The organism is Actinomycetospora corticicola (assembly GCF_013409505.1).
GTDB classification, from domain to species: Bacteria; Actinomycetota; Actinomycetes; order Mycobacteriales; family Pseudonocardiaceae; genus Actinomycetospora; species Actinomycetospora corticicola.
The window spans coordinates 1,738,421-1,757,111 of sequence record NZ_JACCBN010000001.1 but is presented as its reverse complement, the minus strand read 5'-3'; the positions used below and the strand labels follow the sequence as shown (position 1 = coordinate 1,757,111).

Genomic DNA, 18,691 nt, shown 5'->3' with positions numbered 1-18,691 from the left:
TCCTCCTACGAATTCGTCACGCACTTGGTGTAGAGGTCCGGCAGCCGCCCGGCGGGGTCGTAGCGGGCCTTGAGGGCCCGGTAGGCCGCGCCGCCGTACAGCGCGTCGAACTCCTCGCGGGTGTAGCTCGCCGTCGAGTACAGCGACTTGTGCCCGTCGAGCTCCATGAGCTTCCGCTCGATCAGCCGGTTGTGGTGATCGCGCGCCATCCCCGGCCGCAGCAGGGCGTCGGACCAGAAGCCCACGTTGACGTAGGTCCGGTGCGGCTCGAGGGGGTAGAGGGGCCAGGTGCGGTCCCCGCGCAGCTGCAACGGGCAGACCCACACCGGGCTGATGCCGATCTCGCGGTGGAAGAAGTCCAGGAACTCCGCGAGGTGCTCCACCGGCACCTCGACGTCCTGGATGATCGGCTCGACGCCGCTCGCCCCCGTCGCGCGCATCTGGATGCGCTCGGAAATTCCGTAGCGACGGTCGAGGGCGACCAGCCGGCGGTAGACGTCGCTGCGGCGGTAGCGGGACGGCCACACGCGGCGCACCGCGGGGTGCTGCACCCCGAGGGCGCGGGAGCACCAGAACCAGTCGGTGTCCCAGCGCCACAGGTAGTCGGCGATCGAGAGGAAGTCGGTCGTCCGCTGCTGGATCGAGCGGTAGTAGATGCCCTGCCCGGTGTAGTCGGACAGGTACGGGGCCTGGTCGACCATCCGGCCGAGCGTCAGGTACTGCTCCCCCGCGGAGAAGACCGTCCCGTCGAGGAAGTCGACGTGCTCGCCCTCGTGGGCGTGCTCGGCGGTGATCCGCGCGGTCGCCTCCGCCAGGGAGGCGGCGTCGTCGAAGCGCAGGTGGCGCAGCGCCACGAACGGCCGCACCGGGGCGAGCTCGATCGTCAGCGCGACGGCGTAGCCGAGCGTGCCGTAGGAGTTGGCGAGCGCGGCGTGCAGGTCGGCGGCGTCGTTGTCCGGCGTCGCACGGACGATCGCGCCGGCGCCCGTGAGGACGTCCGCGGCGAGCACCGACTCGTGCGGCAGGCCGTCCCTGAACGACGTCGACTCGATCCCGAGCCCGACGACCGCGCCGCCGAGCGTGATGGTCTTCAGCTGCGGGACCACCAGCGGCATGAGCCCGTGCGGCAGCGTGGCCGCCACGAGGTCCTCGTAGGTGGTCATGCCGCCCACGTCGGCGGTGCGCGCCACCGGGTCGACGTGCAGCACCCGGTCCAGCCCGTCGACCTCCAGGCCGCCCGCGCCGTCGCGGAACCGGAACAGGTTCGAGGTCTTCTTGTGCAGCCGCACCGGCGCGTCGGCCGGGAGCGCGGCGAGTCGCTCGCGGGCCGCGGTGACCGCCTGCTCGTGTGCCGTCGAGAACCCTGTCGTCGTGTTCGCCCGGCTCACGGCCCGGAGACTATGCCTGGTACGCACCACCGGCACCCGTCTCGCCAGTGGGATCCTTCACGGTGAACCGACACGAGGGGTGGGGAGCATGGGCGAACTCCGGACCTACCGGGACAAACGGGACCCGGGCCGGACACCCGAGCCGTTCGGGGAGGTCGGCGGAGCCGACACCGACGCCGGCGGCCGGTTCGTGATCCAGGAGCACCACGCGCGCCGGCTGCACTACGACGTCCGGCTCGAGCGGGGCGGGGTGCTCGTCTGCTGGGCCGTGCCCAAGGGGCTGCCCGACGCCCCCGGTGCACCCCGCCTGGCCGTGCACACCGAGGACCACCCCCTCGAGTACCTGGACTTCCACGGTGAGATCCCGGCCGGTGAGTACGGCGGCGGGTCGATGACGATCCACGACGCGGGCACCTACGAGACCGAGAAGTGGACCGACGACGAGGTCGCGGTGACGCTGCGCGGGGAGCACACCGACGGGCGGTTCGTGTTCACCCGGCCGAAGCGGAACGAGGACGGGAAGGACTGGCTCGTCACGCGGAAGTCCGAGGCGAAGGCCCGGCCGCCGCGGGACGTCCAGTCGCCCCGGGTCTCGGTCGGCGGGCGCGGGCTCAAGCTGTCCAACCTCGACAAGCTGCTCTACCCGGGCACGCCGAAGAACGCGGTGATCGACTACTACGCACGGGTCGCCGACACCGTGCTCCCCCACCTCGCCGGCCGCCCCCTCACGCTGCGCCGCTTCCCCGACGGCATCGACGGGGAGTCGTTCTACGAGAAGAACGCCGGGCGCAACGCGCCGGACTGGCTCCGGACGGTCGTCGTCCCGACGCCGGGCTCCTCCCGCGGCGCGGACTCGGCCCGCTTCGTCGTCGTCGAAGAGCTCGCCACGCTGGTCTACCTCGCGAACCTGGCGGTGCTGGAACTGCACGTACCGCAGTGGCGCGTGGACGCCGACGACGTGCCGCAGCCCCCCGACGAGCTGGTCTTCGACCTCGACCCGGGGCCCGGCACCGGCCTCGTCGAGTGCGCGCGGGTCGCGTGCCGGGTCCGCGACCGCCTGCACGACGACGGGGTGGTGCCGGTGGTGAAGACCAGCGGCTCGAAGGGCATGCAGATGACCGCCCCCGTCGTCGTGACCGACCCGGGCCGGACCTCGGAGTACGCGCGGACGATCGCGCAGGAGCTCGCCCGGGAGACGCCCGACGACGTCACGGCCGTGATGGCGAAGGACCGGCGGGGCGGCCGGGTGTTCATCGACTGGTCGCAGAACAACACGTCGAAGACGACGGTCGCGCCGTACTCGCTGCGGGCCCGCTCGGTCGACGGGGCCCCCACGGTGTCCACGCCGTTGACGTGGTCCGAGGTCGAGGCGTGCGACGACGCGGCCGCGCTCGTGTTCTCCCCCGCCGCGGTGCTGGACCGGATCGCCGAGCACGGCGACCTGTACGCGGGCGCGCTCGACGAGGGGGTGGCCCCGCCGGACTAGAGCCCGAGGGACCCGGTGACGCCGCCGAGCGTGTTGCCGACGCCCTTCACGAGGCCGGTCACGGGACCGTCCTGCTTCTTCGAGGACCCGGAGTTCGACCCCGAGCCCGAGCCCGACCCCGAACCGCCCGAGGACGACGAGCCGCCGCCCCCGCTGCCGCCCGAGGAGGACTTCGGCGGTGTGGAGCTGCTCTTCGGCGGCGTCGCGCTCTTGCCCTCGTCCGACGACGTCGTCGTCGTCTTCGTCGGGGTGGTGGTGCTCGACGCCGGCGCGGCCGAACGGGGCGTGACGGCGGTCGGGACCGGCGGCGTGGTCGGCCGGACGACGGCCGCGGGCAGCGGGACCGGGACGAGGACGGGGCCCGGAGCCGCGGCCCCGGGTGCGCCCGGCAGCGGCAGGACCCCCGCCGTCGCCGGGTCGTCGGCGGTCCCGGCGGTGCCACCGCGGCCGGGCGAGGCCTGGGTCCCGGCGCCCCCGGCGCCCTGCAGCGGGCCTGGAGCCCCGGCGGTGAAGGTGTCGACGGTCGGCATCGGGTCGTCCGACCGGTCGTTGGCCACGGCGGAGATCGCGAGCGGCACGGCCGTGACGGCCGCGGCGACGGACAGGATCGCGACGCCCCAGCCCCGGAGCGGACTGTCGCCGGCGGTGGCCCGTACCCCGGCGGCCCGGGCCGGACGGCGGTGGCGTGTGGCGGGCGCGACGGCGCCCACGGCGGTGCCCGACTCGTCCAGATGGCGCTGCGCCCAGGAGGGCAGACTGGCGGGCTCCCCCGAGCCCTCCGAGCGGCGGTGCCGCGAGCGCGTCATTCGTCCCCCGAGTCCGAACTCCTGGCCGTCGATGATGACCGACGCGACACTACTCCATGTGTACGTATCCCCCCAAGGTGGCCGGGGAGTGACCGGCGATCATCGTGTCGGGTTCGTGATCACGCCGTGTCACCGGCGTGACCGGCAATCGGGCGATCCGGTTGCTGCGCCCGGGACATGTCCGGGCCGTCCGGTGGTCGCCCGCCCGTCGTCCGGGTCGGGCAGACTGCGGCCGTGCTGCCGGTCGTCCGCTCCCACCCCTACCTCGCCGCCCCGCGCCCCCGGGCGTTCGCCCACCGCGGCTGGCACGTCGGCGACCTCGAGGGGCTCGAGAACACCCTGGCCGCCTTCACCCGCGCCCGCGAGGAGGGCTTCGCCTACGTCGAGACCGACGTGCACGCCACCCGGGACGGGGTCCTCGTCGTCCATCACGACGCCACGCTGCGTCGCGTCGCCGGGCACCCCGGCGTGCTGCGGGCGCTCGACTGGTCCGACCTCGCCGACGTGCGGGTCCGCGGCCGGGAGCGGCTGCCGCGCCTCGAGGAGGTGCTGGAGGCCGAGCCGACGCTCCGGTTCAACGTCGACATCAAGTCGCCCGGGTCGCTGCGGCCCATGCTCGCCCTGCTGGAACGCGACGACGTCGCGGAGCGGGTCGCGGTCGCCAGCACCGACGAGGGCCGGTTGCGGGCGGTGCGCCGGCAGTTCGGCGACCGGGTGGTCACCGGGGTCTCGGCCCGGGCCGCCCTCTCGTTGCGCACCCGCTCGGTGCTCCCGGGGCCCCTCGCACGCCGCGTGCCGGTCGGCGGGGACCTCGCGCAGCTGCCCACCCGCGTCGGCGCCGTACCGGTGATCGACCCGGCGACGGTGGCGGCGGCCCACGCGATGGGGATCGAGGTGCACGTGTGGACGATCGACCGGCCCTCCGAGATGCACCGGCTGCTCGACCTCGGCGTCGACGGGCTCATGACCGACCGGCCGGACCTCCTGCGTGAGGTCCTCGTCGTCCGCGGGGAGTGGTCCGGCGCCTGACCCCGCGCATTCCGGTGGTCCGCGACCTCGTGGCCCGCGGCGCGGTGTGACGTCCCCGGTCCCCGGGTAACACGGACGTGAACACATCGATGTGTGCGAGGGGTCGGGGCCCGGAGCGCGAGCCGGCGTGAGACGGGTCACGACCACGTGTCGGACGGGTGTCGCGGGAACGAACACGTGATGCCCCGCGTTGGGACCTGGGTCGCCCCCACGAGGGGCGGCACGCACGCAGTCGAGGAAAGGAAGCACTCATGGCCGACCGCGTTCTCCGTGGAAGCCGCCTCGGAGCCGTCAGCTACGAGACCGATCGCGACCACGACCTCGCACCCCGCCGCGCCTTCGCCTACCGCTGCCCCAAGGGCCACGACTTCGAGGTCCCGTTCTCCGACGACGCCGAGGCCCCCGTCACCTGGGAGTGCCGCCTCCACGGCGAGGAGGGCAAGCGGATCGACGGCACGGAGCCCGAGCAGAAGAAGGTCAAGCCGCCGCGCACCCACTGGGACATGCTGCTCGAGCGTCGCTCCGAGCCCGAGCTACAGGAGCTGCTCGAGGAGCGTCTGGACCTCCTCAAGGAGCGCCGCGGAGCCTGATCGCAGCCCCGCACACCGACCCCGTCACCCTCCGGTGGCGGGGTCGTGTCATGTCCGGGGCCGGCCCGCCAGGCGGTCGCGGACGGCCCACACCGTCACCCGCCAGAGCGCCTCGCGCACCACGGCCCCGCTCATCTTGGAGGCGCCGGCGGAGCGCTCGGTGAACACGATCGGCACCTCGCGCACGGTGAAGCCCGCGCGCTGCACCCGGAACGTCAGGTCGACCTGGAAGCAGTAGCCCTGCGACGAGACGGGGCTGGCGGTGACGGCCTCGAGGACCGGCCGCCGGAAGAGGCGGTAGCCGCCGGTGACGTCCCGCACCGGGAGTCGCAACGCCCGGCGCGAGTAGACGTTGGCCGCGCGCGACAGCGCGTTGCGGTACCAGGGCCAGTCGACCACCCGGCCGCCCGGCACGTACCGCGAGCCCAGCACGAGGTCGGCGCCCTCGGTCCGGGCGGCGGCGAGCATCGACGGCAGGTCCTCCGGGGCGTGGGAGCCGTCGGCGTCCATCTGGACGATCCACCCGACGTCGTCGGCCTGGTGGGTCGCCATGACGTGGGCGAACGCGTCGACGTAGGCGGCCCCGAGGCCCCGCTTGGGCCGGTGGTGCAGCACGGTGATCCGCGGGTCGGCGGCCGCGAGCTCGTCGGCCAGCTCCCCCGTCCCGTCCGGGCTCCCGTCGTCGACGACGAGCAGCCGCACGGCCGGCGCCGCCGCGAGGACGCGCTCGACGATACCGGGGAGGTTGGCCCGTTCGTCGTAGGTGGGGACGACGACGAGCACCCCGCGTCCGTCGGGTGCCGGGTCGGCCCCGGACCCCGCCACCGGCAGTTCCTGCGACCGCGACGCGCTCATGCCGCTCCGCCCTCCCGTCGTCGCACCCGTCGACCCACGACGCCCCCCACGACGACCGCAGCCACCCCGAACCCGGCGAGCACCCACTCGGGGCCCGCGCCCAGCCGGGTGGCCAGGGTAGTCGTGGTGCGCAGCGGGACGGTGTCCACCAGCACGCCGGGCGTGAAGAGTTCACCGGTCCGGTCGAGCACGGTGCCGTCGGGGGCGATGACCGCGCTCTGTCCGCTCGTCGCCGCGATCACGACGGCCCGGTCGTGCTCCACCGCGCGCAGGCGGCTCATGCCCTGCTGCTGGTAGGTCATGTTCGTGTACCCGAAGGTCGCGTTGTTCGTCGGCACGGTCAGCAGGTCCGCGCCGGCCGTGACCGCGTCGCGCACGTCGCCGTCGAAGACGACCTCGTAGCAGGTCGCGACCCCGAGCCGGGCCGGTCCGGCGTCGAGCACGGGGGTCCCGGTGCCCGCCTCGAAGTCGGTCACCCGCGCGACGTCGGCGGAGAACACCGAGGCGAGCCCGCGGATCGGGATGTACTCCCCGAACGGCAGCAGGTGCCGCTTCACGTACTGGTCGGTGGGCCCGACCCGAGGGGTCCACACCACGGCGACGTTGCGCGGCCCCTGGACGATGGTGCCGTCGGCGTCCCGGGTGCCCTGCAGCACGGCCCCGACGACGACAGGGGCTCCGACCCGATCGGTGACCGCCTGGATCTCCGCGCGCGCGTCGGGGTTGCGGAACGGGTCGATGTCCGAGGAGTTCTCCGGCCAGATCACGAGGTCCGGCCGACGCTCCTGCCCCGCCGCCACCCGGTCGGCCAGCTGCTGCGTCTCGCGGACGTGGTTGTCGAGGACGGCGCGGCGCTGGCTCGCGAAGTCCAGACCGGCCCGCGGCACGTTGCCCTGGACCGCGGCCACGGTGATGGCCCGGTCCCCCGGGGCGGTCAGCGGGTGCGCGGGGACAGCCATCCCGACGACGGGTCCGACGAGGACCGCGAGCAGCGCTCCGCAGGCCGGCGGGAGGCGTCGGGCACGGAGCGCGCGCAGGAGGGCCCAGAGCCCGGCGCCGGAGAGGACCACCGCGAAGCTCACGAGCGGGGCGCCGCCGAGGGAGGCGAGCTTCGCGTAGGCGCCGCCGGCCTGTCCGAACGCGAGCTTGGACCAGGGGAAGCCGCCGAACGGGGCCCGCTCGATGAGCGCCTCCCCCGCCGTCCACAGGCCCGCGATCCACACCGGGGCGCCGGGCAGGCGGGCGACGAGCGGGACGAACGCCAGCGGGACGGCGGCGGCCAGCACCACGACGAGCAGGGCGAACAGCCAGACCGGGCCGACGTAGGTCCCGGTCCACGAGAGCAACGGGTACTGGAACGCCACCGCGCCCAGCGCGCCCCAGCCGAGGGCGCCCTTCCACGACCGGTCGGCCACGACCCCGATCAGCAGGGCGATCCCGAGCGGCGCCGCCCACCACCAGCCCAGCGGCGGGAACGACGCGTAGAGGGCGAGCCCGGCGACGACGGTCGCGACCGCCCGCAGCAGCGTCGCCCGGGTCGGTCGGCGGCGGCGGGCGGCGGTGTCCGGCGACGCGTCGGCCGTCAGCACGAGAGCAGCTCGTGGGGGCGGGTGTTGACCGCCTCGCACCCGTCCTCGGTGACCACCACGATGTCCTCGATCCGGGCGCCCCACCGGCCGTCGAAGTAGATGCCCGGCTCGATGGAGAAGGCCATGCCGGGCTCGAGGGTCAACCCGTTGCCCGCGACGATGTAGGGCTCCTCGTGGACCTCGAGGCCGATGCCGTGCCCGGTGCGGTGCACGAAGTTCTCGCCGAACCCGGCGTCGCGGATGACCGCGCGGGCGGCCTCGTCGACGCTCTCGGCGGTCACGCCCGGGCGCGCCGCGGCGACGGCGGCGGCCTGGGCGCGCTGCAGCACGGCGTACGCCGCGACGATCTCGTCGGTCGCGCCGCCGACGACGTAGGTGCGGGTGCAGTCGGAGTTGTAGCCCTCGGGCAGCGGGCCGCCGATGTCGACCACGACGACGTCGCCGGTCTCGATCACGCGGTCGGAGACCTCGTGGTGCGGGCTCGCGCCGTTCGGGCCGGAGCCGACGATGACGAACGCCGCCTCGGCGTGCCCGGCCTCGACGATCGCGGCGGTGATGTCCGCACCGACCTCGGCCTCGGTGCGCCCGGCCCGCAGGAGGCCCGGCACCTGCTCGTGCACGGCGTCGATCGCCGCGCCGGCCCGGCGCAGGTGCTCGACCTCGGCGGCGTCCTTGCGCATCCGGAGCTCGCGCAGCACCGGGGTCGCGAGCTCCTGGGTGGCCAGCGGCAGGGCGTCGCGCAGGCCGAGCACGTGCAGCGCCGGCATGTCGGAGGCGACCGCGACGCGCTTGACCCCGTCCAGACACGCCGCGACCAGGCCGTGCGGGTCCTCGCCGTCGACCCAGTCCAGGACGCGGATCCCGGCCCGGTCCACCCCGGTGCCGGCCAGGCCCGGGCGCTCCAGGCGCGGCACGACGAAGGCGGCCTCGTCACGGGTCGGCAGCACCAGGGCGGAGAGCCGCTCGTGGGAGTGCTTCACCACGCCCGCGAGGTACTGCAGGTCGGGCCCCGGGGTGACGACGAGGGCGTCCACCCCCGCGTCCGCGGCCAGCTTCCGGGCACGGTCGAGGCGGGCGGTGACCTGGTCAGCGGAACCCATGCCCGCCACCTTAGGTAGTTCTCCCCTCCCCGGGCACAGGCCCCGGCGGCCAGGGTGGGCGCCATGACGAACCCCGGTGACCCCACGGCCCTCCTGTCCCGCCTCGACGGCGAGCTCGCCGACCTCGGGGCCCGGCTCGCGCGGGTCCGCTCCGATCTCGGGGTGCTCCGCGGGACCCCGTTCCCGACGACGGGTGCCCTCGCCCCGGCGGCCGTCCCCGGCCCGGGTCCGGCGCCCGCCCCGCCGTCGACCGCGGCCCCGCCGTCGGTCCCGCCGTCGGCGCCCCCCGCCGGACTGCCGGCCGGCGTCGCGCCCTGGGCGCCGTCCGGCCCGGTCCGGGTCCCGCCATCGGGGCCGCCGGTGCCGCCCCCGCCGTCCGGGACCGCCGTGTGGGCGCCGCCGCCGGCCGCCCCGCGGGTCCCGCTGCGCTCCCGGCTCCCCCGGCTGTCCGGTGCCCGGCTGCTCGCGGCGACGGGGACGGGCGTGACCCTGCTCGGCGTCGTGCTGCTCCTCGTCCTCGCCGCGTCCCGCGGCTGGTTCGGCGCGGAGGCCCGCGTCGGGTTCGGGGCGCTGGTGGGGCTCGGGCTCCTCGGCGCCGGGATCGTCCTGCAGCGGCGCCGGGCGGACGAGGGCGCCGGGGAGGGCGCGGCCGACCCCGGGCCGGTGTCGCTCGCCGCCACCGGGCTCACCGCCCTCTACCTGACGGTGGCCGCCGCGGCCTCCCTGTACGACCTCCTGCCCTCCGTCGTCGCGGTGGTGCTCGCGCTGGGCGTGGCCGGTGGCGGCCTGCTCCTCGCCGACCGGTGGCGCCGGCGGGACCTGGCCCTCGGCGTCGTCGTCGGGGCGGACCTCCTCGTGCCGCTCGTGACGGAGTCGGCCGGGCCGCTGCTCGTGGCCCTGCTCGTCGTCGTGGTGGCGGTCGCCCTGCCGGTCGCCGCCCGCCGCGCCTGGCCGGTGCTCGTCGCCGTGTCCGTCGGGTTCGCGGCCCTGTCCGCGCTCGTCGCGGCGGGGGCCGTCGGCGTCGCCGGGTCCTCGCCGCTCGGGGTGGCGCTCGCGGTCGGGGCGCTGCTCGCCGTCGGGGTCGTCGCGGCCCTGGTGCTGGTCGCCGCGCCGGGGGCGGACCGCACGGCCACGCTCGTCGCCGGGATCGCGATCGCCGCGCCGGTGCTCCCGCTGATCGCCGTCGCCCCGTCCCTCGACCGGCCCTGGGGCGCCGCCCTCGACGTCGTCGCCGTGCTCCTGCTGCTCGCCGCCGGTGCGGTCGCCGAGCGCGGGACCGGCCGGGTGCCCGCGACGCCGGCCCTGGTGGCCACCGCGGTCGCCGCGGCCGGGGTCCTCGGTCTGCAGGCGATCCCGCTCGCGCTGACCGGGGCCGCCGCGGGCGGGGGGCTGCTGGCCGTCGCCGCCGTGCTGGGCGTCCTCGCCGCGCGGACCGGCCGGACCGTCGTCCTCGCCGTCGCGGGCGCGTTCGGTGTCCTCGGCGGCGTGGTCGCCCTGGTGCGGGACCTCCCGCTCGACGTCGTGGTCGGCGGCGACGTCCGCCCGGCCGGCGCCCTGCTCGCCATGGCTGCGGTCGGCGTGCTCCTCGCCGCGGCCGCCGGGTCGCTGCTGGTCGCCGTCGCCCGCGCGGACCTGCTCGGAGGCCGGGACCGCACCGCCGTCGTGGTGGGTCTGCTCGGCGTCGTCGGGCTGTACGGCGCCGCGGGCGTGGTCGTCACGCTCGCCCTCGCGGTGGCGCCGGACCGGGGCGGGTTCCTCGTCGGCCACGTCCTGGTGACGATCTCCTGGACGGCCCTCGCGCTCGTGCTGCTGGTGCGCGGCGTCGGGGCGGTCCTCCCCCGGGTCCTGGGCGGGGTGCTCGTCGTCGCGGCCGTGGCGAAGCTGATCCTGTTCGACCTCGTCGCGCTCGACGGGCTCGCGCGGGTCGTCGTGTTCCTCGGCGCCGGCCTGGTCCTGCTGGCCGCGGGCACCCGGTACGCGCGTCTGGTGACGACCGCGGCCGAGGAGCCTGGCACGCTTGCGCCCCATGGCGGAGACGCAGCGCAGCGCAGCTCGACCCGGAGCGGGCGTGGAGACGACTGAGGGGCCCGTGCTGCTGCTGGACTCCGCGAGCCTGTGGTTCCGCGCCTTCTACGGCGTGCCGTCGTCGCTCACCGCCGCCGACGGCACGCCCGTGAACGCGATCCGCGGCTTCTGCGACATGGTCGCCCGCCTCGTGCGCGCCCGGCAGCCCTCCGCGGTGGTGGCGTGCCTCGACCGCGACTGGCGCCCCGCGTTCCGGGTCCGCGCCCTGCCGTCGTACAAGGCCCACCGGGTGGACACCTCGTCGGGCATCGACCCGTCCGACCCCTCCGTCGGCGGCGGGCCCGACGCCGAGGCCGCGCCCGCAGAGCTCGGCGTCCAGGTGCCGGTGATCCTCGACGTCCTCGCCGCCGCGGGCATCCCGACGGCGGGGGCGGAGGGCTTCGAGGCCGACGACGTCATCGGCACCCTCGCGAGCGGTGAGGCCACCAGGACGGTCGAGGTGGTCACCGGGGACCGCGACCTGCTCCAGCTCGTCCGCGACGAGCCGACCAGCGTGCGGATCGTCTACATCGCCCGCGGGGTGTCCAAGTACGAGGTCTACGGCCCGGAGGAGGTCGCGGCGAAGTACGGCGTCCCGGTCGGGCGGGCCGGCGACGGCTACGCCGAGATGGCGATGCTGCGCGGCGACCCCTCGGACGGGCTGCCGGGCGTCCCCGGCGTCGGGGAGAAGACCGCGTCGCAGGTCGTGTCGAAGTTCGACTCGTGGGCCGAGCTCATCACGGCGGTGGTGGACGGCGGCGACGCCCGGCTCTCCGCCGCCGTGCGCTCGAAGCTGGTGAAGGCAGCGCCGTACCTCACCGTGGCGCCGGAGGTGGTGCTCGTCGCGAAGGACGCGCCCATCGACTGGACGGGCTCGACCCGGTCCCTCCCCCACGCCCCGGCCGATCCCGACGCCCTGGCCGCCCTCGCGGAGCGCTGGAACCTCGCCGGCTCGGTCGACCGTCTGACGGCCGCCCTCGCCGGACGCGACGCCTGACGCGGCCCGGCGGCGCTGCTCAGGCCGGATCGCGCGGGTGGCGACGCAGGACCATCGGCGGCGCGACGGCGTACCAGGACTCCGTGACCAGTTCCCCGAGCTCGTCGAGGGGGATCCGCTCGAGGTGGACGAGCACGCTGGCATGCCCGTCGAAGTGCGGCGTCGTGAAGTAGACGCCCTGCTCGGCGACCAGCGCCTCCTTCGCGCCGAGGTCGGGCACCCGGGCGCCCAGCACCGGACCCGGCTGCTCGGCCCACCCGAGGTCGGCCAGGTCCCGCTTCCGCAGCGGCCGCTCCCAGACGAAGAGCTTCCCCTTCACCTTCCAGGACACCGACCCGCCGTAGGTCCCCAGCTCCTCGACCTCGGGCAGGGCGAGCGCGAGCCGCCGCACGTCGTCCCACGTCGCCATGCGGGCCGACCCTAGAGCAGCGCCGCCCGGCGGACCATGATCATCGAGCACCGTCGGTGGCGCGATGACGCGCCGGGCCACCGAGGGTGCTCGACGATCACCGGGGCTGGCCGACCTCGTACGTCCCGGACCCGTCCACCACGTCCACGGGGATCGACACCGGACGCCCGTCCACCGTGCCCGTGCAGGAGAAGGTCGTGCCCGGCCGGACCCGCTCGTCGTCGGGACAGCTCACGCCGCTGACCTGTCGTTTCCAGTCGCGCGTGACGACCTCGGTGACCCCGCGCTCGACGGCGGCCCGGTCCAGCACGTCGTACCGCGCGAACCGGGGCCCGACGAGGAATGCCAGCAGGGCCACGACGACGACGGCGAGCACGACGACCCCGAGCACCACCGCCAGCACGATCCGTCGGACCCGTCGACGCCGGGCGGCGTCGGGGGCCGGTGCCGGAGGGGGCGCCCACCCGGGCGCGGTCTGCTGCCACGGACCGGGCGGGCCCGGGGTCGGGGTCGGGGTCGGGGTCGGCCAGGCGGCGCCCGGGGCCGGGACCGGTGCCACCCCCGTGGTGCGCACGGGCACCGGAGCCACGACCCCCGACGGCGGGGTCGCGTCCTCGTCCCGACCGGTGCCCGGACTCGACCCGTCGCCCCAGCGCACCCCCGTCGACCGGGTCGGAGCGGCCTCGGTCGCCGGCGCCGCCGGGTCGGACCGCTCCGGGGGCGGGGCCGCCCCCGACGACGGAGACGATGCGGGCGACGGCGACGCCGGCGGGGTCGTCTCCGGCTCCGCGGCCTCCTCGGGCTCGCGGGCCGACGACTCCCCCGCCGTGTTGGTCACGCCGCGAAGAGTCTCACGGGCACCGGACCCGTCAGGTCTCCCCCACCGCCACCACGCCCCGTCGGATGGCGCGCCCCGCCTCGGCGGCCGCGCGGCCCACCGGGTCCTCGGCGCCGCAGACGGCGCGGATCTGGTCGAGCAGGTCGAGCACCTGCCGGCACCAGCGCACGAAGTCGCCCGCCGACAGCTCCAGCCCGTGGGCCCGCGCGGAGGACAGCACCACCGCCAGCGCGTCGCCCCGCGCCCAGCGGTGCACCGGCCACGCGAACCCGAGATCGGGCTCCCGGGTGCGGTCGAGGTGGTGGCGACGCTCGTCGTGGACCAGGTCGGTCCACAGCTGCGCGGTCTGGGTCACCGCGCCCTCGACGGTGTCGGGCACCCGCGGGATGCCGCCGTCGTCGCGGCGCGAGTCGTAGACCAGGGACGACGCGACGGCCGCGAGCTCGGCGGGCTTCAGCCCGACCCACACCCCGTGGCGCAGACACTCCGCGACCAGCAGATCCGACTCGCCCCACAGCCGCGACAGCCGGTGCCCGGCGGGCGTGAGCTCCTGCTCCCCCGTCGCGCCCTGCCTCATGGTCGAGCTCTGCTGCGCTTCGTCTCCCGCGAGGTAGCCGCGCTCGGTCAGCAGGCCCCGGATGCGGTCGAAGTTCCGGGCCAGCGAGTGCGTGGTCGAGCGGACCCGCTGCTCGAGCTGCTCGGTCTCCCGGGACAGCCGGGCGTGCCGCTCGGCCCAGCGCGCCCGGTCCTCGCGGTCGGCCCGCCCGTGGCACGGGTGGGACCGCACGGCGCGGCGCAGCGACGCGAGCTCGGGGTCCTCGGCGGCCCCGCCGCCCCGTCGGGACCGCCCCGGGGCCTCGATGCCGGTGTCGCGCAACGCATTGGCGAGGTCCCGGCGGACCCGCGGCTCCTTGTGGTCGACGCGCTTGGGCAACTTCATCGTGCCGAGCGCGGTGACCGGGTCGGGGAAGTCGGCGATGGAGAGCCGACCGGCCCACCGGTCCTCGGTGAGCACCAGCGGACGCGGTTCCATCCCGCGCCCGGACCGGTCCACCCCCGGGTCCAGCACGACGGCGAGCCCGGCCCGCTTGCCGGACGGCACCGCGATCACGTCGCCGCGCCCCAGGGCCTCGAGCGAGGCCGACGCCTCCGCCTTCTGCTGCGAGCGGCCGGCCCTCGCGAGCTGCTTCTCCCGCTCGGAGAGCCGGCGCCGCAGGTCCATGTACTCGGCGAACGCCTCGGCCGAGGAGCCCTCCGCGCCGTCGGCCGCGCCCGACCCGCCCATCGCCTCGGCGTAGCCCTCGAGGGCCTCCCGGTTGCGCTCCACGCGCTTGGCGAGGTGCACCACGGACCGGTCGGCCTGGAACTGGGCGAAGGACTGCTCCAGCAGCGCCCGCGCCTCGGTGACCCCGAGGCGGTCGACCAGGTTGACGGCCATGTTGTAGCCGGGCCGGAAGGACGAGCGGAGCGGGTAGGTGCGGGTGGAGGCGAGGCCCGCGACCTGCGCCGGGTCCATCCCCGGGGTCCACAGCACCACGGCGTGGCCCTCGACGTCGATCCCGCGTCGCCCCGCCCGCCCGGTGAGCTGGGTGTACTCGCCGGGGGTCAGCTCGACGTGGGACTCGCCGTTGTACTTGACCAGCTTCTCCAGCACGACGGTGCGGGCCGGCATGTTGATCCCCAGGGCCAGGGTCTCGGTGGCGAACACCGCGCGCACCAGGCCCTGGACGAACAGCTCCTCGACGGTCTCCTTGAACGCCGGGAGCATGCCCGCGTGGTGGGCCGCGACGCCGCGCTCGAGCCCCTCGCGCCACTCCCAGTAGCCCAGCACGTCGAGGTCGGCGTCGGGCAGGGCCGCGCAGCGGCGGTCGACCACCGCGCGGATGCGCTCCACCTCGTCGCGGTCGGTCAGCCGCAGCCCCGAGCGCACGCACTGCGTGACGGCGGCATCGCAGCCCGCCCGGCTGAAGATGAAGGTGATGGCGGGCAGGAGCCCGGCCGCGTCGAGCCGTTCGATGACGTCCACGCGGGACGGCGGACGGTAGCCCGGCCCGCCGCTGCGGCCACCGCGGCCGGGGCCGGAGGCGCGGTCGTCCCGACGACGGGAATCGCGCCCGCCCCGCGGCGGCGGCCCGGACCGGCCGCGCCGGTGTCCCCCGCCGTCCCGGTCGACCTCGGCGACGGCCTTGGCGAGGGTGGGGTCGACCTTCACCTCGTGCGCGTTCGTGCCGCGCCGCTCCTCGGCGAACAGGTCGAACATCCGGCCGCCGACGACCATGTGCTGCCACAGCGGCACCGGCCGGGTCTCGTCGACGACGACGGTGGTGTCGCCGCGGACCTCGACGAGCCAGTCGCCGAACTCCTCGGCGTTGGACACGGTCGCCGACAGCGACGCGATCTGCACGTACTGCGGGAGGTGGAGGATGACCTCCTCCCACACGGCGCCGCGGAAACGGTCGGCGAGGTAGTGGACCTCGTCCATCACCACGTAGGCGAGGCCGTCGAGCGCCGGGGAGTCCGCGTAGAGCATGTTGCGGAGGACCTCGGTGGTCATCACGACGACGGGGGCGGACCCGTTCACGGCCGTGTCGCCGGTCAGCAGGCCGACGGCGTCGGCGCCGTGGCGGGCGACGAGGTCGGCGTACTTCTGGTTCGACAGCGCCTTGATCGGCGTCGTGTAGAAGCACTTCTGACCCCGCGCGAGCGCGAGATGGACCGCGAACTCACCGACGACGGTCTTGCCGGCGCCGGTGGGCGCGCAGACGAGCACACCGTGTCCCTCCTCCAGCGCGAGACAGGCGCGTCGCTGGAAGTCGTCGAGCTCGAAGCTCAGGGACGTGACGAAGGTGCCGAGCTCGGGGTGCGCCGAGCGGGTGCGCGCTGCGGCGTAGGCCTCGGCGGGAGAGCGGGCCACCCCCCCACCGTGTCACACATCGGCGGGGGCGCGCTGGGAGAGCCGCTCAGTCGGCCGTGCGGGTCTCGTCGGGAACCGTCTCGCGCGGCTTCTCGACGGCCGGGGTCTCGACCCGGGAGGGCTCGACCGCCCGCGGCGCGGGCTCCGGGGCCTTATCGGTGGACTTGGCGCGCTCGTCGTCCTCCTTCATGCCGCGGGTCTCGGCCTTGAAGATGCGCATCGACTGCCCCAGGCCGCGGGCCATGTCGGGCAGCTTCTTGGCGCTGAAGAGCAGTACGACGCCGACGATGGCGACGATGATCCATTCGCTCACGGGTGGTTCCCCTCCGAGCTCGGCGTGGTCGTCCCCGACTGTACCGGGGACGAATCGGACGTTCTCCGCTGCTCCATCCGGACGCCGAGCGCGGCCGCCCGGGCGCGCAGCAGAGCGACCCGGTCGGAGAGCAGGGACCCCAACGCCCCCGAGACCGCGCTGGTGCGCCGCAGGGAGCGCAGCAGGCCCCCGACCAGCAGCGCGAGGGCCACGAGGGCCACGACGACGGCGACGATGCTCCACACGATGGGACCGACCACCCGCGGACCCTAGCGCGACCGCGTCCCTCCCCCGTCGCTCCGCTCGCCTAGTCCACGCCGTAGGCCGCCAGGGCGTCGCGGGCACGCCCGGCGCGGTCGGCGGCGAGCTCCGGGGGCCACAGCACCTCGACGGTGTCCCCGAGCCCCAGCAGGAGCCGCACCATCCAGGCCCGGTCGCCGTAGCGCATCCGCACCCGCGCCGACCCGTCGTCGTCGGCGACGACGTCCTCCATGGGGTAGTACTCGGCGACCCAGCGCGCCTCCGGCGCGAGCCGCAGCGCCGCGAGTCGGCGCCCCGCGTCGGGCGCGAGCAGGCCGGTCGCGTCGGCGGGCACCTCGCGCGGTGCCGCGCCCACCGGCGGCCGGGCGGGCTCGTCGAGGATCTCGGCGTCGTCCACCCGGTCGAGCCGGAACATCCGGACGCCCTCCGCGCGGCGGCACCACGCCTCGAGGTACGTCGACCCGTCGACCATCATCAGCCGCATCGGGTCGACGTCGCGGCGCCCGACGGCGTCCCGCGAGGCCGAGTAGTAGGTCAGACGCAGCGCCCGGTGCCGCGCGACGGCGTCGCGGACCGTCGCCTCGGCGCGGGCGTTGCCCGGCGTGCGGCCGAGGCCGACCGCGACCGTCCCCGACGACGGGTCGTCGGTCCGTCCCGACGCCTCCTCGATCTTCGCGAGGGCGCGGTGGACGGCATCGGTGTCGGCGACCCCCGGCGCGTCCGCCAGGGCCCGCAGCGCGACCGCCAGGGTGGCGGCCTCGGGCCCCGAGAGCCGCAGCGGGCGGGAGAGCCCGGCGTCGTAGACGACGGTGACGGTGTCGCCCTCGAAGGAGAGGTCGACCAGGTCCCCCGGCCCGTAGCCGGGCAGCCCGCACATCCACAGCAGCTCGAGGTCCCGGCGCAGCTGCGCCTCGGTGATCCCGAACTCGGCGGCGGCCTCCGCGACCGGCACCCCGGGGCGGGCCAGCAGCCACGGGACCAGCGTGAGCAGGCGGGGCAGGCGCTCCGCGACGCCCTCGGCGCTCACGAGCGCACCTCGGTGAGGGTGTCCGCGCTCGCGCGCAGGGTCGCGATCACCGCGTCGCGCAGTTCCGGCGGCTCGAGCACCACCGCGTCGGGGCCGTGCCCGGCGATCCACCGGGCCAGGGACTCCAGCCGCGCGAGGTCGAGCTCGACGACGTCGGGGTCGCCCTGCGGATCGGGCCGGCCCGCGCGGCGCAGCCCGGCCGCCCGGCCCGGCACCAGGCGGACCCGGGCCGTTCCCGACGCCGGGGGTGGTCCGGCCGAGCGGGCCACGAGGTCGACGAGGTCGACGCCCGCGGGCCGCGTCACCGCGCCGCGGGGGCCGACCGGTCGCACGTCGCCCTCGATGCGCGAGATGCGGAAGCAGCGGACGTCGTCGCGGTCCCGGTCGTGCCCCACGAGGTACCAGCGGCCGCGGTAGGACACCACGCCCCACGGCTCGACGGTGCGGGTCCGGGCCGGCGAGGCCGGATGACCGCGGTGGGCGAACGTGACGGTGCGACCGGCCCGGGCGGCCTCCAGCAGCGGCGCGAACGCGGGCTCGCTGGCACGGACGCGCGGCTGGACCTCCGAGGCCGCGGTCGGGTCGACCTCGACGCCCGCGGCGCGCAGCTTCGTCACGGCGGTCCGAGCCGCCCCGGCGAGCTGCGGGGAGTCCCAGAGGCGGGCGGCCAGGGCGACCGCGGTCGCCTCGTCGGGCGCCAGGTCGATCGCGGCGAGCTCGTAGTCCCCGCGGGCGATCCGGTAACCGTCGACCGTGTCGAAGATCGACTGCTTGCCGGTCTCCAGCGGGATGCCGAGCTCGCGCAGCTCGGCCTTGTCCCGCTCCAGCATCCGGTAGAACGCCTCGTCGGTCGCCGCCTCCTCGTAGCCCGCGACGGTGGTGCGGATGCGCTCCGCCGTCAGGAACTGGCGCGTCGAGAGCAGGGCGAGCACCAGGTTCACGAGGCGCTCGGCGCGAGCGGTCGGAGCGGGTGGCACGCAGCAGAGACTACGTGCGCCGCTCGATCTTGTGTTCGACATCCCGCA

The 18,691-nt window shown here is 75.7% G+C and carries 17 protein-coding genes; 5 read left to right on the top strand and 12 right to left on the bottom strand.

The window, feature by feature from the left end; genetic code table 11:
* Positions 1 to 5: 5 nt before the first annotated feature.
* Positions 6 to 1,388 (bottom strand): FAD-binding protein, encoded by a 1,383-nt coding sequence (locus BJ983_RS08350; protein ID WP_179793386.1) that lies wholly within the window; start codon positions 1,386 to 1,388, stop codon positions 6 to 8.
* 88 nt (positions 1,389 to 1,476) lie between these two features.
* On the opposite strand from BJ983_RS08350, the gene ligD reads away from it, so the two are divergent.
* Positions 1,477 to 2,874, top strand: a complete 1,398-nt coding sequence (gene ligD / locus BJ983_RS32160; RefSeq protein ID WP_343053896.1) for a non-homologous end-joining DNA ligase — start codon at positions 1,477 to 1,479, stop codon at positions 2,872 to 2,874.
* Here the strand turns inward: ligD and BJ983_RS08335 are convergent.
* Positions 2,871 to 3,680 carry a hypothetical protein gene (locus BJ983_RS08335; RefSeq protein ID WP_179793385.1) on the bottom strand — a complete coding sequence of 270 codons (810 nt, stop codon included), beginning with the start codon at positions 3,678 to 3,680 and terminating at the stop codon, positions 2,871 to 2,873. The two genes, ligD and BJ983_RS08335, sit on opposite strands and share 4 nt — an antisense overlap.
* A 234-nt stretch (positions 3,681 to 3,914) precedes the next feature.
* On the opposite strand from BJ983_RS08335, the gene BJ983_RS08330 reads away from it, so the two are divergent.
* Positions 3,915 to 4,709, top strand: coding sequence for a glycerophosphodiester phosphodiesterase family protein (locus BJ983_RS08330; RefSeq protein ID WP_179793384.1), 795 nt, complete (start codon positions 3,915 to 3,917; stop codon positions 4,707 to 4,709).
* A gap of 251 nt (positions 4,710 to 4,960) precedes the next feature.
* A complete protein-coding gene (locus tag BJ983_RS08325) occupies positions 4,961 to 5,299 on the top strand; it encodes an RNA polymerase-binding protein RbpA (protein ID WP_018333474.1) in 339 nt (112 codons plus the stop codon).
* A 48-nt stretch (positions 5,300 to 5,347) separates the two neighbouring features.
* On the opposite strand, the gene BJ983_RS08320 is transcribed toward BJ983_RS08325, so the two are convergent.
* Genes BJ983_RS08320 through BJ983_RS08310 form a run of 3 tightly spaced genes read right to left on the bottom strand, consistent with a single transcriptional unit; the run spans position 5,348 to position 8,843 of the window.
* Entirely contained in the window at positions 5,348 to 6,154 is an 807-nt protein-coding gene (locus BJ983_RS08320; protein WP_179793383.1) for a polyprenol monophosphomannose synthase, read from the bottom strand.
* The gene (lnt, locus tag BJ983_RS08315; protein WP_343053894.1) at positions 6,151 to 7,743 is read right to left on the bottom strand and encodes an apolipoprotein N-acyltransferase; all 1,593 of its coding nucleotides are present in this window, start codon (positions 7,741 to 7,743) and stop codon (positions 6,151 to 6,153) included. The genes BJ983_RS08320 and lnt overlap by 4 nt, the downstream gene beginning before the upstream one ends.
* Complete coding sequence (locus tag BJ983_RS08310) at positions 7,737 to 8,843, bottom strand: M24 family metallopeptidase (protein WP_179793382.1); 1,107 nt, start codon at positions 8,841 to 8,843, stop codon at positions 7,737 to 7,739. Before BJ983_RS08310 ends, lnt begins: the two co-directional genes overlap by 7 nt.
* Before the next feature lie 63 nt (positions 8,844 to 8,906).
* Here BJ983_RS08310 and BJ983_RS08305 point away from each other — a divergent pair, with 63 nt between their 5' ends.
* Entirely contained in the window at positions 8,907 to 10,925 is a 2,019-nt protein-coding gene (locus BJ983_RS08305) for a DUF2339 domain-containing protein (protein ID WP_179793381.1), read from the top strand.
* Complete coding sequence (locus BJ983_RS08300; RefSeq protein ID WP_425484743.1) at positions 10,870 to 11,904, top strand: 5'-3' exonuclease; 1,035 nt, start codon at positions 10,870 to 10,872, stop codon at positions 11,902 to 11,904. The genes BJ983_RS08305 and BJ983_RS08300 overlap by 56 nt, the downstream gene beginning before the upstream one ends.
* A gap of 19 nt (positions 11,905 to 11,923) precedes the next feature.
* On the opposite strand, the gene BJ983_RS08295 is transcribed toward BJ983_RS08300, so the two are convergent.
* From BJ983_RS08295 to BJ983_RS08265, 7 genes are all read right to left on the bottom strand, one after another.
* Positions 11,924 to 12,313 carry an MmcQ/YjbR family DNA-binding protein gene (locus BJ983_RS08295; RefSeq protein ID WP_179793380.1) on the bottom strand — a complete coding sequence of 130 codons (390 nt, stop codon included), beginning with the start codon at positions 12,311 to 12,313 and terminating at the stop codon, positions 11,924 to 11,926.
* Positions 12,314 to 12,410: 97 nt separating this feature from the next.
* Positions 12,411 to 13,151: a DUF4333 domain-containing protein gene (locus tag BJ983_RS32155; protein WP_179793379.1), complete on the bottom strand. Its 741-nt coding sequence runs from the start codon at positions 13,149 to 13,151 to the stop codon at positions 12,411 to 12,413.
* A gap of 31 nt (positions 13,152 to 13,182) precedes the next feature.
* The gene (locus tag BJ983_RS08285) at positions 13,183 to 16,065 is read right to left on the bottom strand and encodes a DEAD/DEAH box helicase (protein WP_179793378.1); all 2,883 of its coding nucleotides are present in this window, start codon (positions 16,063 to 16,065) and stop codon (positions 13,183 to 13,185) included.
* 46 nt (positions 16,066 to 16,111) lie between these two features.
* Entirely contained in the window at positions 16,112 to 16,378 is a 267-nt protein-coding gene (gene tatA / locus BJ983_RS08280; RefSeq protein ID WP_179793377.1) for a Sec-independent protein translocase subunit TatA, read from the bottom strand.
* A complete protein-coding gene (locus tag BJ983_RS08275) occupies positions 16,375 to 16,638 on the bottom strand; it encodes a hypothetical protein (protein ID WP_179793376.1) in 264 nt (87 codons plus the stop codon). The genes tatA and BJ983_RS08275 overlap by 4 nt, the downstream gene beginning before the upstream one ends.
* 47 nt (positions 16,639 to 16,685) lie before the next feature.
* Positions 16,686 to 17,666, bottom strand: a complete 981-nt coding sequence (locus tag BJ983_RS08270; RefSeq protein WP_179793375.1) for a WYL domain-containing protein — start codon at positions 17,664 to 17,666, stop codon at positions 16,686 to 16,688.
* Complete coding sequence (locus tag BJ983_RS08265; protein ID WP_343053891.1) at positions 17,663 to 18,643, bottom strand: helix-turn-helix transcriptional regulator; 981 nt, start codon at positions 18,641 to 18,643, stop codon at positions 17,663 to 17,665. Before BJ983_RS08265 ends, BJ983_RS08270 begins: the two co-directional genes overlap by 4 nt.
* Positions 18,644 to 18,691 lie beyond the last annotated feature (48 nt).

Bases quoted from the DNA above. Each gene is read 5' to 3' on its own strand.
- ligD (WP_343053896.1), top strand. From the start codon at position 1,477: ATGGGCGAACTCCGGACCTACCGGGACAAACGGGACCCGGGCCGGACA.
- BJ983_RS08335 (WP_179793385.1), bottom strand. From the start codon at position 3,680: ATGACGCGCTCGCGGCACCGCCGCTCGGAGGGCTCGGGGGAGCCCGCC.
- BJ983_RS08325 (WP_018333474.1), top strand. From the start codon at position 4,961: ATGGCCGACCGCGTTCTCCGTGGAAGCCGCCTCGGAGCCGTCAGCTAC.
- BJ983_RS08320 (WP_179793383.1), bottom strand. From the start codon at position 6,154: ATGAGCGCGTCGCGGTCGCAGGAACTGCCGGTGGCGGGGTCCGGGGCC.
- BJ983_RS08310 (WP_179793382.1), bottom strand. From the start codon at position 8,843: ATGGGTTCCGCTGACCAGGTCACCGCCCGCCTCGACCGTGCCCGGAAG.
- BJ983_RS08305 (WP_179793381.1), top strand. From the start codon at position 8,907: ATGACGAACCCCGGTGACCCCACGGCCCTCCTGTCCCGCCTCGACGGC.
- BJ983_RS08300 (WP_425484743.1), top strand. From the start codon at position 10,870: ATGGCGGAGACGCAGCGCAGCGCAGCTCGACCCGGAGCGGGCGTGGAG.
- BJ983_RS08295 (WP_179793380.1), bottom strand. From the start codon at position 12,313: ATGGCGACGTGGGACGACGTGCGGCGGCTCGCGCTCGCCCTGCCCGAG.